Origin of the sequence: Prosthecomicrobium sp. N25, from assembly GCF_037203705.1 — a bacterium.
In the GTDB taxonomy this organism is placed as follows: Bacteria; Pseudomonadota; Alphaproteobacteria; order Rhizobiales; family Ancalomicrobiaceae; genus Prosthecodimorpha.
This window is the reverse complement of record NZ_JBBCAT010000001.1, coordinates 2,334,721-2,348,741: the sequence shown is the minus strand read 5'-3', so window position 1 is coordinate 2,348,741 and position 14,021 is coordinate 2,334,721. Positions and strand designations below refer to the sequence as shown.

Genomic DNA, 14,021 nt, shown 5'->3' with positions numbered 1-14,021 from the left:
AAGGATCGAATTCTCCATGCGCATCGCCGTCGTCGGAACAGGCATCTCGGGCAACGCCGCCGCCTGGGCGCTCCATCGCGACCACGAGATCGTGGTCTACGAAAAGGAGACGCGCGCCGGCGGGCACGCCAACACGGTCGAGATCGACTACGACGGCCGCCGGATCCCGGTCGACACCGGTTTCATCGTCTACAACGAGCTGAACTACCCGAACCTGACCGCCCTCTTCCACCATCTGGGTGTCGTCACGCAGCCGAGCGACATGAGCTTCGCCGTGTCCGTCGACGGGGGCAAGCGCGAGTGGAAGGGCGGCGAGCCGCTCCTCTCCGGGCTCTTCGCCATGAAGCGCTCGATCTTCTCGCCCTCGCACCTGTGGATGTTGCGCGAGGTCCTGCGCTTCAACCGCACCGCGACGGCGGATCGGGAGGCTGGCCTGATCGGCGACGCCTCGCTCGGCCACTGGCTGGAGGCACGCGGCTTCCGCGGGCGCTTCGTCTCCGACTACATCGTGCCGATGGGCGCGGCGATCTGGTCGACGCCGCAGGACCAGATGCTGAACTTCCCCGCAGCATCCTTCGTGACCTTCTTCGAGAACCACCGGCTCATCCACATGGACCGGCCGCTCTGGCGCACGGTCGCGGGCGGCAGCCGGAGCTACGTGGAGAAGCTGACGGCCCCCTTCGCCGACCGGATCCGGACGGGTGCGGAGGTGGTCCGGGTGGAACGCGCGGACAACCGCGTGACGGTCACGGACACGACCGGCCGGACGGAGCGGTTCGACCAGATCGTCTTCGCCTCGCACACGGACGAGACCTTGCGCACGCTGGCGGACGCGTCCCCGGCGGAGCGGGAGATCCTCGGAGCGGTCCGCTACCGTCCGAACGAGGCGATCCTGCATCGCGACGCCAACCTGATGCCGCGGCGGCGCGGCGCCTGGGCCTCCTGGAACGTGCTGACCCAGCCGTCGCGGCCCGAGACCCTCTCGGACGTCTGCGTTACCTACTGGATGAACGCGTTGCAGGGGATCCCGGCGGCCTTCCCGCTCTTCGTCACCCTCAACCCGCCGGCCGACCGGCAGCCGGACCCGGGCCTCGTCTTCGCCCGCTTCTCCTACGACCATCCGCAGTACGATCGCTCCGCGATCGTGGCGCAGCGGCGGCTCGACGAGATCCAGGGCCGGCGCAACACCTGGTTCTGCGGCGCCTGGACGGGCTACGGCTTCCACGAGGACGGGCTGCTGTCCGGCCTCGCGGTGGCGGAGCGGCTCGGGGCCGCCGTACCCTGGCGGCTGCGCGAGCGGGTCCTGGAGGCTGCGGAATGACCATGCCGGGGGGCATCCACCGGGTCCCGACCACGGCGGCGGAGAACGGCAGCCCGCCGGCGGAGGCGGTCTCGCTGTGCGAGGGGCCGGTGATGCACGCCCGGCTGAAGCCGGTCGGGCACCGCTTCGCCTACACGATCGCATCCCTCCTCGTCGACATCGACCGGCTGGACGAGGCGAACCGGCGTTCGCGCCTCTTCTCGGTGGGGCGGTTCAACCTCTTCTCCCTCCACGAGCGCGACCACGGACCGGCGGACGGCTCGCCGCTGCGTCCCTGGATCGACCGCGGGCTCGCCGCCGCGGGTCTGTCGGAGCGGCCCGAGCGGGTGCTGCTGCTCGCCTCGCCGCGGGTGCTCGGCTACGTCTTCAATCCGCTCTCGGTCTATTTCTGTTTCGGCGGAGGGGCCAGGCCGGTGGCGCTCGTCTACGAGGTGCGCAACACCTTCGGCGAGCGCCACACCTATTTCGCGCCGGTCGGGACCGGCGAGGAGGGACCGGAAGGCATCCGCCAGTCCCGGGCGAAGCTCTTCCATGTCTCGCCCTTCCTGCCGATGGCGATGCGCTACCTCTTCCGCGTGCTGCCGCCCGGCCGCTCACTCAGGATACGCATCCTGGAGACCGACGCGGACGGTCCGTTGCTCGCCGCGACCTATCAAGCCTCCATCGAGCCCTTGACGTCCGCCGCGCTCGTCCGATCATTCCTGCGGATTCCCTGGGTGACGCTGAAGATCATCGGCGCGATCCATTTCGAGGCGGCGCGGCTCTGGCTGAAGGGGGTGCCCTTCTTCTCCAAACCCGCGGCGCCCGCGCCGGTCAGCGTCGGCGACGGGGTGGTCGGTCCGGGGCGGACGGGCGCCGGGACGGACCGCGACGTGGTATGGGCGGAGGACGGGGCTGCCCCGTCCCGGGTTTGAGGAGGTAGACGACCGATGACGCCTGCCGCGACCGTCGCGCTGACCCACGCCAACCTGGCCACCGCCACGCGGGGACTACCACGCGCCGCGCGCGCCGGCTTCGCGGCGGCCCTGAGGCTCAGGCGCGGGGCCCTGACGATCCAGACGCCGGAAGGATCGCGCTTCCGCATCGCGGGCCCGGAGGCCGGGCCGGAGGCGGAGGTGCGGCTGAGGACCTGGGCGGTGATCTCGCGGGCGCTGACCGCGGGCGACCTCGGCATCCACGAGAGCTACCTGGAGGGCGACTGGTCGAGCCCGGACGTGACCGCCTTCCTGGAGCTCTTCTGCCTCAACCACGAGATCATCATCGAGGATCTCGCCGCGAGCCTCCCGATCCGGCTGTTCCTGCGCTTCCGGCATTGGCTCAACGCCAACACCCGCACGGGCTCCCGGCGCAACATCGCGGCGCACTACGACCTCGGCAACCGCTTCTACGAGCTCTGGCTCGACCCGACGATGACCTATTCGTCGGCCGTCTACGACGGGCGCGAAGAGGACCTGACGAGCGCGCAACTGAAGAAGTATCGCACGCTCGCCGAGCTGGCGCGGCTCGCGCCCGGCCACTCGGTGCTGGAGATCGGCTGCGGCTGGGGCGGATTCGCCGAGTTCGCCGCACGCGAGGTCGGCTGCAAGGTCACGGCGCTGACCATCAGCCGGGAGCAGTACGACTTCGCGGCGGCGCGGATTCAGCGGGCGGGGCTCGGCGACAAGGTCGAGGTGCGGCTGCAGGACTACCGCGACGTGGAGGGCCGATTCGACCGGATCGCCTCCATCGAGATGTTCGAGGCGGTCGGGGAGAAGTTCTGGCCGACCTTCTTCGACCGCCTGAGCGAAACGCTGAAGCCCGGCGGGGTGGCGGGGCTGCAGGTGATCACGATCCAGGACCGCCTGTTCGACTCCTACCGTCGCACGCCCGACTTCATCCAGCGCTACATCTTTCCCGGCGGCATGCTGCCGACGCCGACTCACATGGCCGCCCTCGGACGCAAGGCGGGTCTCGTGTTGACATCGGAGAAGATCTTCGGGCAGGACTACGCCCGGACCCTCGCAGAATGGCGGCAGCGGTTCTGGGACGCGTGGCCCCGGATCGTCCCGCTCGGATTCGACGATCGGTTCAAGCGTCTCTGGGAGTACTATTTCCACTATTGCGAAGCAGGCTTCCGCTCCGGCAACATCGACGTGCGCCAACTCGTCTACACGAGGGGCGACTGAGGTAACTTGACCTGATGAACGCCCCCATGCCCGTCAAAGGTCAGGCTCCGGCCGCCGACCGTGAGTTGAGCTTCGCCCGCCTCATCGCCTTCGCGCTGCCGGCGCTGCCGGTGGCGGCCTTTCAGCTGCCCTTCGTCATCATCGTCCCGAAATACTATGCCGAGACGGTCGGCCTCGGCCTGTTCGCCACGGGCTTCATCCTCTTCGCGGTCCGGCTGATCGACGCGGTGCTCGACCCGCTGATCGGCTACGGCGCGGACCACATCAAGACCCGCTGGGGGCGGCGGCGGACCTGGTTCGGCGTCGCCGCGATCCCGACGACGATCGGCGCGCTCCTCGTCTTCAACCCGTTCCCGAACGTGGACGTGAGCCAGACCTGGTTCTGGACCGGCTGGCTCTTCGTCTTCTCGGCCATGCTGTCGCTCGGCTACACGGCGCTCAGCCTGTCGCACCAGTCCTGGGCGGCCGAATCCTCGCCCACCTACTACGGGCGCAACCGCATCTTCGCGGCCCGCGAGGTCATGGTGGTGCTCGGGACGCTGGTGGCGACCGGGCTTCCCTTCGTGCTGACGGTGCTCGGCCACCACGGCGACCGACCGGTGCTGATAGCGCTGTCGGTGCTGGTCGGCGTCACACTGCCGCTCTTCGCGTTCGGCACCGTCATGGTCGTTCCCGAGCCCAAGGACACGACCCACCATCCGCTCAAGTTCTTCGCGAGCTTGAAGGGGATGGGCTCGAACAAGCCGTTCCTGAGGCTGCTCGCCGCCTTCGCGCTCTCCTACATGGCGAACGGCATCCCGGGGGTGCTGATCCTCTATTTCGTGCGCGACTATCTGCACGGCACGGAGGAGATGCAGCGGCTGTTCCTCCTGCTCTACTTCCTCTTCGGCGTGCTCTCGACGCCGCTCTGGCTGTGGCTCTCCAAGCGCACCTCCAAGCACCGCGCGTGGTGCGTCGCCATGATCGTGGCCTGCGCGGCCTTCGCGTGGACGCCGCTCATCGGCCAGCACCAGATCGGACCGAACTCGGTCTATCTCTTCGGCGTGATCATGCTGTTCACGGGCCTCGCCGTCGGCGCGGACCTGATGCTGCCGCCGTCCATCCAGGCGGACGTCATCGACGTCGACACGGCGCGCTCGGGCGAGCAGCACACGGGCTTCTACTTCGCCATCTGGGCGCTGGCGACCAAGATCGCACTCTCCGTCGCCATGGGCCTCAGCCTCGTCGCCCTCGGCGCGATGGGCTTCAAGACGGAGGCGAAGCGAACCGTGACACCGGTCGAGCAGCTCCAGCAGGTGCAGCCGCCCGGCCCCGAGGCACCGCTCGCCCTCCCCCGCACGCCCGTCCCCGACCAGGCCGGCAGCCCGAGCGCGCGCAACAGCCGCAACGGCCAGGGCTCCACGGAGCCGGTCCAGCAGACCCCGCAGGCGCTGTGGACCCTCGCGATCCTCTATGCCTGGGTGCCGGTCGTCCTGAAGCTGATCGCCGTCGCCCTGATGTGGAACTTCCCCATCGGCGCCCAGGAGCAGGCCCGCCTGCGCGCGGAGATCGAAGCGCACCTGAAAGAGCAGGAGAGGAAGGGCTCCGCATGACACGCGCCCCACAGCCGGGCCGCGGCGCCGGATCCTAGTTCCGCGTGCCCATGATCCGGCTGGCCAGCGCGAAGTAGGCGCGGTAGGGCAGTATGCGGCCGAGCTTCAGCCACCAGGTGAAGCGGCGCGGGAAGGTGATCTCGAAGGACGCCGAAGCGAGCCCGAGGACGAGCCGCTCGGCGGCGGTATCTACCGGCATCAGAGCCGGCATGGGGAACTCGTTCCTACGCGTGGCGGGGGTGTCGACGAAGCCCGGGTTGACGACCTGCAGCTTCACGCCCATCCGGTCGCAATCGAACTTCAGGCTCTCGGCCATGTTGATGAGGCCCGCCTTGGTGGCGCCGTAGGCGGCCGAGGTGGGCAATCCGCGATAGCCCGCGACCGAGGAGACGATCGCGATCTGACCCTGGCCGCGCTCACGCATGCGCGCCAAGACGGGCGCAAGGGTGTTGACGGTGCCTTCGAGGTTCACCCGAAAGCTCGTGCGGAACGCCTCCGGGTCCAGGGTGTCGCCGGAGACCGGCAGATAGATGCCCGCGTTCAGGACGGCGAGCGCAATCGGCCCGGCCTCGGCCTCGATCCGGGCGACCACCGCCGCGGCGGCCGTCGGGTCGGTGACGTCGAGCGGAAAGGGTTCGACGGAAAGCCCCGCGGACGCGGCTTCGGCCGCAAGCTCAGCGAGGGCCTCCGCCCCACGTGCGCTCGCCGCGACCCGGAAGCCGTCACGCGCCAGCGTCAGGGCAACGGCACGGCCGATGCCCGAGCTCGCGCCCGTCACCCAGGCGATTCCATCGGCCGGGGCCGCCGGCCTGATCGCCATAGGGCGCGGGCTCAGCGCAGGAAGGGGGCGAGGAGGCGACCGATCGGGCCGGTCAGGCGCAGAGGAGCATCGGTGACCGCGAAGCAGAGGCAGTCGACACCGGCCTCCGCGATCGGCTTGTGGTCGACTTCGTCGTCGGCGAGGCAAACGTCGCCAGGGCCGTAGCGGCCGGAGGTGTCCGAGAAGGCGCCCTCGAGGACGAGCGTCAGCTCCATGCCCTCGTGGGTATGGGAGGGAATCGGCTTGCCGCCGCGGATCCAGTACATGGTCGATTCGCAGCCGTCGCGCTTGCCGACCTTGAACTCGCGCACGCCCGGGAGGAGCGTCCGCCAGTGGATGGCGTCCACGTCGCGGCCGAGGAATTCGGCCAGGGGCCGCGGGAGGCGCGACCCGGAGAGCGGAGCGCGTGGCCTGCTCGCGGGGCGTGGCTCCAAGGCCTCGCCCAGGGCGAAGATGCGGGCGAGCTTCTCGTCACGACCCTTGAGGGGCACCGGCGCGATCGCCTCCAGCTCCAAGCCTGCGAGCATCTCGAGGTCGCGCACGTAGCCTCGATTGCGTCCGGAGAGCTCCAGATGCGAGGAGACCAGGACCCTGGCGGGTTCCGGAAGGGTGCCACCGGCATAGCCGGCCAGAATCGCATCGAAGGAGTTGGTCGTCGTGGTCATTCGCCGCTTTCCGTACAGGCGACACGGGCCGCCGGTCTTTCCTAGAAATTTCTTACGGTCCCGAGATCAATGCGGATCACTTCACGGGCATCAGTACGTTCCCTTACGAAACCGCTGCTTCTATGGATCATCATGCCTGCCCGGCTCCGCGGCGTCGACATGCGATCCTGTCGGTCCGCCGCGAAAATGGCCCGGCTTTGACCTTGCAGTGAAGGAAATTCTCCGACCGGTGCCGGTCAGCGCAAGCCCGTGCCTTGATAATGCAAGTCGTCGTGCCGATAAACCCGGGCGAGACGTGGATCAGCGCCGGAGGAGAGCGGCCGTGGCGACAGGAAGCATCAAGCCCGACATGGTGGCGGCGATCGGCAACACGCCGCTGATCCGGCTCCGCCGGGTCTCCGAGATGACCGGCTGCGAGATCCTGGGCAAGGCCGAGTTCATGAACCCGGGACAGTCCGTCAAGGACAGGGCGGCCCTCTTCATCATCGAGGACGCCGTGCGGCGCGGCGCACTGCGGCCCGGCGGGGTGATCGTGGAGGGCACGGCGGGCAACACCGGCATCGGCCTCTCGCTGGTCGGGAATGCTATGGGATTCCGTACCGTGATCGTGATCCCGCAGACCCAGAGCCAGGAGAAGAAGGACATGCTCCGGCTCTGCGGCGCCGACCTCGTCGAGGTCCCGGCCGTGCCCTATCGCAACCCGAACAACTACGTGAAGATCTCGGGCCGCATCGCCGACGCGCTGGCGAAGAGCGAGCCGAACGGGGCGATCTGGGCGAACCAGTTCGACAACGTGGCCAACCGCGAGGGCCACATCCGCACCACGGCGCCGGAGATCTGGGAACAGACGCAGGGCCGGATCCACGGCTTCGTCGCCGCAGTCGGCACCGGGGGCACGCTCGCCGGCACGGCGGCCGGCCTGCGCGAGCGCTCCCGGGACGTGAAGATCGCCCTCGCGGACCCGCACGGCGCGGCGCTCTATTCCTGGTACACGGCGGGCGAGCTCAAGGCCGAGGGCTCCTCGATCACCGAGGGGATCGGCCAGGGCCGCATCACCGCCAACCTGGAGGGTTTCACGCCCGACATGGCCTTCCGCATCCCGGACGAGGAGGCCGTTCCGATCGTCTTCGACCTCCTGGAGCACGAGGGCCTGTGCCTCGGCGGGTCGTCCGGCATCAACGTGGCGGGCGCGGTGCGCATGGCGCGCGAGCTCGGGCCCGGGCATACGATCGTCACGATCCTCTGCGACTACGGCACCCGGTACCAGTCCAAGCTCTTCGACCCCGGTTTCCTGCGTTCCCATGGCCTGCCCGTGCCGCACTGGCTCGAACGGCGCTCGGCGATCGAGATCCCGTTCGAGCCGGCCTGAAGCGCGGGCGCAGCGGGAACGGACAGGCGGTCGACGCGCTTACGCCGGCCCGCACCCGACCGCGAGAGCCTCCACCATGGATCGCTTCACCCGCTGGACCGTCGTCGTCCTCCTGGTTGTCCTCACCGCGCTGACGGCCGAGCCCTACGTGGCGCGGTGGCTCTATTCGGCCGAGCAGCCGCGGCCGGTGACGCCGGCGGCCGAGCTGGGCGCGGGCGAGCGGGCGGCGATCGAGCTCTTCCAGAAGGTTTCGCCCTCCGTCGTTCACGTCTTCGCGGAGGCCGCCACCAGCTTCGCACCGGCCGAGGGCGGCGGCCGCTCGGCCTCCGGCACGGGCTTCGTGTGGGACGCGGCGGGCCACATCGTCACCAACAACCATGTGGTGGAGAACGCCCGGCGTGTGCGGATCCGCTTCTCCTCCGGCGAGATCGTCGACGCGGAGGTGGTCGGCCTCGCGCCCGACAACGACCTCGCGGTCCTGGCGCCCGGCCGGGTTTCCACCCCGCCGCCCCCGCTCGCGGTCGGGTCCTCGACCGGGCTGAAGGTCGGGCAGAGCGTCTATGCCATCGGCAATCCCTTCGGCCTCGACCAGACGCTCACGACCGGGATCGTCAGCGCGCTGCAGCGGCAGCTGCCGACCGACGGCGGCGCCGAGCTGACCGACGTCATCCAGACCGACGCGGCCATCAACCCGGGCAATTCCGGCGGGCCGCTGCTCGATTCGAGCGGGCGGCTCATCGGCGTGAACACGGCGATCTTCTCGCCGTCCGGGGCGTCGGCCGGCATCGGCTTCGCGATTCCCGTCGACACGGTCAACCGGATCGTGCCGGAGCTGATCCGGACCGGGCGGGCGCCGACGCCGGGCATCGGCATCGTGGTCGGGGACGAGGCGGTGGCGGCGAGGCTCGGCATCGCCGGGTTGGTGGTCGTGCGCACGCAGCCGGGGTCGCCGGCGGAGCGGGCGGGCCTGCGCGGCATCGACGAGGCGACCGGGAGCCTCGGCGACATCATCGTGGCGGCCGAGGGGCGCCCGGTACGGCGACTCCAGGACCTCAGGCGGGTGATGACCAGCGTCGGGATCGGCGGGTCCATGACCCTGGTGGTGGAGCGCAACGGGCGGCGTTTCGAGGTCCAGGTCATCGTGCGCGACGTCGCCTCCGGGCGCCGCTGACCGGTCCGCGTCCCCGGGCCTTCACCGTCCAGCGGGTCGAGGCCTTGTTCCAAACTTACGGTCGTCTCGATGTGACTAAAATGTGATCAATCCGACCTCACCCGTAGAGGCTGCGCCGACCCGGCCGCCGAGGACCTTCCGCTGCTGGAGCGGGGGCGGTTGCAAGTCGCAACCGGGGCGGACGCAACCGGTGACCCGGTCATTCCCGCCGACAGGCCCAACTCCGGATTTTTTACAAGGCTTCAAAGCGTTCCGGGCCGACCTTCGAGCGCGGTATGCCACGCGGACCTGACAGAGTTGCCGCTGCCCAGGTCTCGATGATCTGCTGGACCGGTCATCGTGCGGAGCGTGTCCTGCCGTTCGTCCTGCCGTTCGCTCCATTCGACTTCGTCCGGCAAGTCATGAACCCGCAGCTATGTAGGGAGTTCTTCCGCTACCTAGAACAAGGAGGCGTCCATGACCATCGTGAGGAAGTTGAATTCGCTGTCCATGGCCGTTTTGACGGCTCCTTCTCTCATCCTGCTTCTTCCCGGAGCAGCCGGGGCCCTGCCCGGACAGGTTGGCGGGTCCGCCACCCTCATGGCCGACTCCCTGGCGAATCCCGGCGCCGGGCTGCCCTTGATCCGGGCCGCTACGGGAACCTTCTGTGGCGCGGACGCCTGGCGCAACGCCGCCTTCTGCGCCCACATGCCCGGCGGAGACAACCCTGACTTCGGCCTGTCGACCGCTGGACAGCGCACGTCGTCGTCCGGCTCGGGCCGCGGCGGCATCGGAATCGGCAACTCCGGCAACGGAGGTGGCGGCACCGGTGGGGGCAGCACCGGCGGTGGCAACACCGGCGGCGGCAGCACCGGCGGCGGCAGCACCGGCGGTGGCGGCACTGGCGGCGGCTCGGCAGAAGGCGGCCACGGCGGCAACACCGGCGGCGGATCGGCCGAAGGTGGCCACGGCGGCGATACCGGTGGCGGATCGGCCGAAGGTGGCCACGGCGGCGAACCCGGCGGCGGATCGGCGGAAGGCGGGCACGGTGGTGATACCGGCGGCGGATCGGCCGAAGGCGGCCACGGCGGTGATACCGGCGGCGGATCGGCCGAAGGCGGCCACGGCGGCGATACCGGCGGCGGATCGGCCGAAGGCGGACGCGGATCGGCCGAGGGCGGCGGTGGCTCGGCCGAAGGCGGACGCGGTGGTGGGTAACACCGGCCGCGGCGGGCCTGGCTGAACCGGAGGGAGTTGCACGGCGTCGGGCCCTGCCAGGCGCCGCCCTCGTTCAATCCTCCCGGGCGTTGCCGCCCTGGAGGCGGCCGACGATGCCGGTCGGGAAGAAATAGACGCTCGCCACGAAGAGGACCCCGAGCCAGAGGAGCCAGCGGTCCGGGTGGATGAGGTGCGGCAGGAGCGGCAGGCCTTCGGTGGCGGCGGCGCCGAGGGCCATCAGCTTCTGCAGGTAGGTCTGTGCCAGGATGAAGAGGGTGGCGCCGATGACGGCGCCGTAGAGCGTCCCCATGCCGCCGATCACGACCATAAGCAGGATGTCGAGCATGATCGCGAAGGAGAGGGTCGTGTCGGGGCCCGTGTAGCGGAGCCAGAGCGCGTTGAGGCCGCCGGCGGCGACCGCCATGGCGGCCGCGATGCAGTTGACCTTCGTGCGGTAGACGACCGTCCGGTAGCCGAGCGCCTCGGCGCGGAAGTCGTTCTCGCGGATGGCCTTGAGGACGCTGCCGAAGGGCGAGTTGACGATCCGCAGCGCCAGCAGGACGAGCGCCGCCGCGGTTGCGAACAGGACGTAGTAGGCGAGCACCCGGCCGTTGACCTCCAGCCCCAGGACGGGGTCCTCCAGGAGCTTGAAGGCCGGCCTGAGTTCGGGCGGCACCCGGAAGGAGCGGCCGTCCTCCCCGCCCGTGAGCGCGGAGAGCTGCGAGGCGAGGATCGCGAAGGCGGAAGCGACCGCCAGCGTGATCATGGCGAAGAAGATCGCCCGGACGCGCAGCGAGAAGAGGCCGATGACGAGCGCGAGCAGGATCCCGAGACCGAGTGCCAGCACGAAGCCGCCCGCGGCCGCGCTCCAGGTCGCCCCCCAGCCGTAGAGCGCGAGGCCGACGCCGTAGCCGCCGATGCCGTAGAACATCGTGTGCGCGAAGGAGACGATGCCGGCATAGCCGATCAGCAGGTCGTAGCTCGCCACCAGCACCACGAAGACGCAGATCTTGGCGGCCGTGTTCAGCGCCTGCGCGCCGGGGAAGAGAAACGGCGCGGCGGCGAGCGCCGCCACGATGGCGAGGAGGATCGCGGCGAGGAGGCGCGAGCGGGGCGGGTCGCCGGAGAGGAGGGTCATGTCCCTGCCCTCACCGCTTCGCCACGGGATAGAGCCCGCTCGGTCGCCAGAGCAGGACGGCGGCCATGAGCAGGATGTTGGAGGCGAGCGCCACCTTCGGCGCCAGGAAGCCGACGTAGTTCGCCGTCAGGGCGACCAGGAGCGCGCCCAGGAAGCAGCCGCCGACCGAGCCCAGGCCGCCGACGATGATGACGATGAAGACCAGCACCATCACCTCCGAGCCGAGCGCGGCCGTCAGCGTCTCCCGGTAGAGCGCCCAGAGCGTGCCGCCGAGGCCGGCGAGCGCGGACCCCGCCGCGAAGACGAGGACGAAGAGGCGGCGCACCCGGTAGCCGAGCGCCTCGACCATCTCGACGTTCTCGACGCCCGCCCGGATCAGGAGGCCGAGCTTCGTCCGGTTGAGGACGAGCATCATGGTGGCGAAGACCGCGAGCCCGACCACGACGGCGACGAGCCGGAACTTCTCGATGGCGACGTCGCCGACCACGATGGCGCCGCGCAGACCGGCCGGGAGCGCCATGGCCTTCTGGTCGCCGCCCCAGATCACGTGGATCATCTGCTCGGCGACGATCAGCCCGCCCATGGTGACCAGGATCTGCTTCAGGTGCTGGCCGTAGACCGGCATCACGATGACGCGCTCGAAGACGACGCCGAGCACCGCCGTGCCGGCCATGGCGGCGACGGCGGCGAGCGCCAGGGCGGAGAGGTTCAGGGCCAGGCTGTCGGCCTGCATCCAGCCGGAGAGAGGGCCCAGCACCGTCAGCGCCAGGTAGGCGCCGACCGAGATGAAGGCGCCGTGGCCGAAGTTGAGGACGTCCATCAGGCCGAAGACGAGGGTCAGGCCCGAGGCGATGACGAAGATCATCATGCCCATGGCGAGGCCGGCGAGCGTCAGGGTGATCCAGGTGGTCGGGTCGCGGACCAGCAGGAACGCGCCGGCGGCGAGCGCGGGGACGAGCAGGAGCGGCAGCCGGTCCTGCGGGAGCCTCGGCAGGGCCTCGGTCGGGGCGGCGGTCGTCTCGGTCATCGGGGCCGCCTCACTGGTGGGCTTCGAGGGAAAGGCCGAGCAGGCGCGTCTGCAACGCCGGGTCGGCGGCGAGGTCGGCCATGCGGCCGGCATGCACGATGCGGCCGTCGTCCATGACGGCGACGCCGTCGCCGAGGCTGGCGGCGAAGCGGAAGTTCTGCTCGACCAGCAGGATCGTGGTGCCGCCGCGCTTCAGCTCCCGGAAGGCGCCGATCATGCTCTCGATGATGGCCGGGGCGATGCCCTTGGTGGGCTCGTCGACCAGGATCAGTCGGCGCGGCTCGACGATCGCGCGGGCGATCGAGAGCATCTGCTTCTGGCCGCCGGAGAGGACGCCGGCCGGGAAGTCCCAGAACGTCCGCAGCGCCGGGAAGAAGCCGAAGATCCAGTCGAGGCGCCGCGGGTCCGGCGGGCCCTCGCGGGCGGCGAGGATCATGTTCTCGCGCACCGTGAGGTCGGCGAAGATGCCCATGCTCTCGGGCACGTAGGCGATGCCGGCGCGGGCGATGTCGGGCGTCTCGAGCCCGCCGACCGGGCGGCCCGCGAAGGTGATGGTGCCCCGGCTCGGGCGCCAGAGGCCCATGACGGTCCGGAGCGTGGTCGTCTTGCCGGCACCGTTGCGGCCGAGGAGGACGGTGAGCTCGCCCTCGGGCACCGTCAGGTCGACGCCCTGCAGGATGTGGTACTGGCCGACATGGGTGTGGACGCCGGAGAGGACGAGGAGCAGCGCGGCCATCAGGCGGCCTCCCGGGGGCCGGCCGGGACGCCCAGGTAGGCCTCCTGGACGATGGGCGAGGCGATCACGGCGGCCGGCTCGCCGTCGGCGACGAGGCGCCCCTGGTGCAGCACCACGATGCGGTCGGCGAGGGAGCGGACCACGTCCATCTTGTGCTCGACCAGCAGGATGGTCTTGTCGCCGCGCGCCTTCAGGCGGCGGATCAGGTCGAGCACGACCGGGACCTCGTCGACCGACATGCCGGCGGTCGGCTCGTCGAACATGTAGACCTCGGGCTCGAGCGCCATGAGGATCGCCACCTCCAGCTTGCGCTTGTCGCCGTGGCTGAGGGCCGCGGCGGGAGAGCCGGCGACGGCCGACAGATTGACCTCGGCCAGGACGGCGTCCGCCCGGGCGATCCAGTCGCGATGGGCGCGGGCGAGGCTCAGCATGGCGGCCCCTCCCCCGGCCCGGGCCTGCACGGCGAGGCGGACGTTCTCGCGCACGGAGAGGTTCGGGAAGAGGTTGGTCAGTTGGAAGGCGCGGCCGAGGCCCGCCCGGGCGCGGGAGGCGGCGCCGAGCCCGGTCAGGTCGCGGCCCTTCAGGGCGACTCGGCCCGCGGTCGCCTTGAGCTGGCCGGAGACGAGGTTGAAGAAGGTCGTCTTGCCCGCCCCGTTCGGACCGACGATGGCGGTCAGCGTGCCGGCCTCGAAGGCGGCGGTGACGCCGTCGACCGCCACGTGGCCGCCGAAGCGGATGGTCAGGTCCTGGGTCTCGAGGACGGGCATGGGCCTTCCCTGGCGTGGCGGACGGCCGGCGGCGCCGGCAAGGCCGGCGCCGG

At 70.3% G+C, this 14,021-nt stretch carries 13 protein-coding genes; 7 read left to right on the top strand and 6 right to left on the bottom strand.

All coding sequences use genetic code 11. The features are described 5' to 3' along the window. The first annotated feature begins 16 nt into the window (after positions 1-16). The 4 genes from WBG79_RS10625 to WBG79_RS10610 are packed head-to-tail and all read left to right on the top strand — an operon-like array spanning position 17 to position 5,078. Positions 17-1,321, top strand: coding sequence for an NAD(P)/FAD-dependent oxidoreductase (locus WBG79_RS10625; protein WP_337357078.1), 1,305 nt, complete (start codon positions 17-19; stop codon positions 1,319-1,321). A gap of 2 nt (positions 1,322-1,323) precedes the next feature. Further along, a complete protein-coding gene (locus WBG79_RS10620; RefSeq protein ID WP_337357924.1) occupies positions 1,324-2,235 on the top strand; it encodes a DUF1365 domain-containing protein in 912 nt (303 codons plus the stop codon). 15 nt (positions 2,236-2,250) lie between these two features. Beyond that, positions 2,251-3,486: a cyclopropane-fatty-acyl-phospholipid synthase family protein gene (locus WBG79_RS10615; protein WP_337357077.1), complete on the top strand. Its 1,236-nt coding sequence runs from the start codon at positions 2,251-2,253 to the stop codon at positions 3,484-3,486. 26 nt (positions 3,487-3,512) lie between these two features. Beyond that, positions 3,513-5,078 (top strand): MFS transporter, encoded by a 1,566-nt coding sequence (locus tag WBG79_RS10610; protein ID WP_337357076.1) that lies wholly within the window; start codon positions 3,513-3,515, stop codon positions 5,076-5,078. 34 nt (positions 5,079-5,112) lie between these two features. Here the strand turns inward: WBG79_RS10610 and WBG79_RS10605 are convergent, their stop codons facing one another. Together WBG79_RS10605 and WBG79_RS10600 are read right to left on the bottom strand one after the other, a co-directional pair. Further along, positions 5,113-5,898 (bottom strand): SDR family NAD(P)-dependent oxidoreductase, encoded by a 786-nt coding sequence (locus tag WBG79_RS10605; protein WP_337357075.1) that lies wholly within the window; start codon positions 5,896-5,898, stop codon positions 5,113-5,115. 11 nt (positions 5,899-5,909) lie between these two features. After that, the gene (locus tag WBG79_RS10600; RefSeq protein WP_337357074.1) at positions 5,910-6,563 is read right to left on the bottom strand and encodes a ChrR family anti-sigma-E factor; all 654 of its coding nucleotides are present in this window, start codon (positions 6,561-6,563) and stop codon (positions 5,910-5,912) included. Positions 6,564-6,912: 349 nt separating this feature from the next. On the opposite strand from WBG79_RS10600, the gene WBG79_RS10595 reads away from it, so the two are divergent. The 3 genes from WBG79_RS10595 (at position 6,913) to WBG79_RS10585 (ending at position 10,300) form a co-directional block, all read left to right on the top strand. Continuing rightward, positions 6,913-7,932, top strand: a complete 1,020-nt coding sequence (locus tag WBG79_RS10595) for a cysteine synthase A (protein ID WP_443147451.1) — start codon at positions 6,913-6,915, stop codon at positions 7,930-7,932. A gap of 76 nt (positions 7,933-8,008) precedes the next feature. Then, complete coding sequence (locus tag WBG79_RS10590; RefSeq protein ID WP_337357073.1) at positions 8,009-9,103, top strand: S1C family serine protease; 1,095 nt, start codon at positions 8,009-8,011, stop codon at positions 9,101-9,103. A gap of 456 nt (positions 9,104-9,559) precedes the next feature. Beyond that, positions 9,560-10,300 (top strand): hypothetical protein, encoded by a 741-nt coding sequence (locus WBG79_RS10585; RefSeq protein ID WP_337357072.1) that lies wholly within the window; start codon positions 9,560-9,562, stop codon positions 10,298-10,300. Positions 10,301-10,373: 73 nt separating this feature from the next. Here the strand turns inward: WBG79_RS10585 and WBG79_RS10580 are convergent, their stop codons facing one another. Genes WBG79_RS10580 through WBG79_RS10565 form a run of 4 tightly spaced genes read right to left on the bottom strand, consistent with a single transcriptional unit; the run spans position 10,374 to position 13,968 of the window. Further along, positions 10,374-11,438 (bottom strand): branched-chain amino acid ABC transporter permease, encoded by a 1,065-nt coding sequence (locus WBG79_RS10580; protein ID WP_337357071.1) that lies wholly within the window; start codon positions 11,436-11,438, stop codon positions 10,374-10,376. Positions 11,439-11,448: 10 nt separating this feature from the next. Next, positions 11,449-12,465 (bottom strand): branched-chain amino acid ABC transporter permease, encoded by a 1,017-nt coding sequence (locus tag WBG79_RS10575; protein WP_337357070.1) that lies wholly within the window; start codon positions 12,463-12,465, stop codon positions 11,449-11,451. 10 nt (positions 12,466-12,475) lie between these two features. Next, positions 12,476-13,201, bottom strand: a complete 726-nt coding sequence (locus tag WBG79_RS10570; protein ID WP_337357069.1) for an ABC transporter ATP-binding protein — start codon at positions 13,199-13,201, stop codon at positions 12,476-12,478. Continuing rightward, positions 13,201-13,968 (bottom strand): ABC transporter ATP-binding protein, encoded by a 768-nt coding sequence (locus tag WBG79_RS10565; RefSeq protein WP_337357068.1) that lies wholly within the window; start codon positions 13,966-13,968, stop codon positions 13,201-13,203. Before WBG79_RS10565 ends, WBG79_RS10570 begins: the two co-directional genes overlap by 1 nt. Between the last annotated feature and the right edge of the window lie 53 nt (positions 13,969-14,021).

Excerpts from the sequence above, each read along its gene's own strand:
- WBG79_RS10575 (WP_337357070.1), bottom strand. The coding sequence starts at position 12,465 with ATGACCGAGACGACCGCCGCCCCGACCGAGGCCCTGCCGAGGCTCCCG.
- WBG79_RS10580 (WP_337357071.1), bottom strand. The coding sequence starts at position 11,438 with ATGACCCTCCTCTCCGGCGACCCGCCCCGCTCGCGCCTCCTCGCCGCG.
- WBG79_RS10585 (WP_337357072.1), top strand. The coding sequence starts at position 9,560 with ATGACCATCGTGAGGAAGTTGAATTCGCTGTCCATGGCCGTTTTGACG.
- WBG79_RS10615 (WP_337357077.1), top strand. The coding sequence starts at position 2,251 with ATGACGCCTGCCGCGACCGTCGCGCTGACCCACGCCAACCTGGCCACC.
- WBG79_RS10605 (WP_337357075.1), bottom strand. The coding sequence starts at position 5,898 with ATGGCGATCAGGCCGGCGGCCCCGGCCGATGGAATCGCCTGGGTGACG.
- WBG79_RS10590 (WP_337357073.1), top strand. The coding sequence starts at position 8,009 with ATGGATCGCTTCACCCGCTGGACCGTCGTCGTCCTCCTGGTTGTCCTC.
- WBG79_RS10610 (WP_337357076.1), top strand. The coding sequence starts at position 3,513 with ATGCCCGTCAAAGGTCAGGCTCCGGCCGCCGACCGTGAGTTGAGCTTC.
- WBG79_RS10600 (WP_337357074.1), bottom strand. The coding sequence starts at position 6,563 with ATGACCACGACGACCAACTCCTTCGATGCGATTCTGGCCGGCTATGCC.
- WBG79_RS10625 (WP_337357078.1), top strand. The coding sequence starts at position 17 with ATGCGCATCGCCGTCGTCGGAACAGGCATCTCGGGCAACGCCGCCGCC.
- WBG79_RS10595 (WP_443147451.1), top strand. The coding sequence starts at position 6,913 with ATGGTGGCGGCGATCGGCAACACGCCGCTGATCCGGCTCCGCCGGGTC.
- WBG79_RS10565 (WP_337357068.1), bottom strand. The coding sequence starts at position 13,968 with ATGCCCGTCCTCGAGACCCAGGACCTGACCATCCGCTTCGGCGGCCAC.
- WBG79_RS10570 (WP_337357069.1), bottom strand. The coding sequence starts at position 13,201 with ATGGCCGCGCTGCTCCTCGTCCTCTCCGGCGTCCACACCCATGTCGGC.
- WBG79_RS10620 (WP_337357924.1), top strand. The coding sequence starts at position 1,324 with ATGCCGGGGGGCATCCACCGGGTCCCGACCACGGCGGCGGAGAACGGC.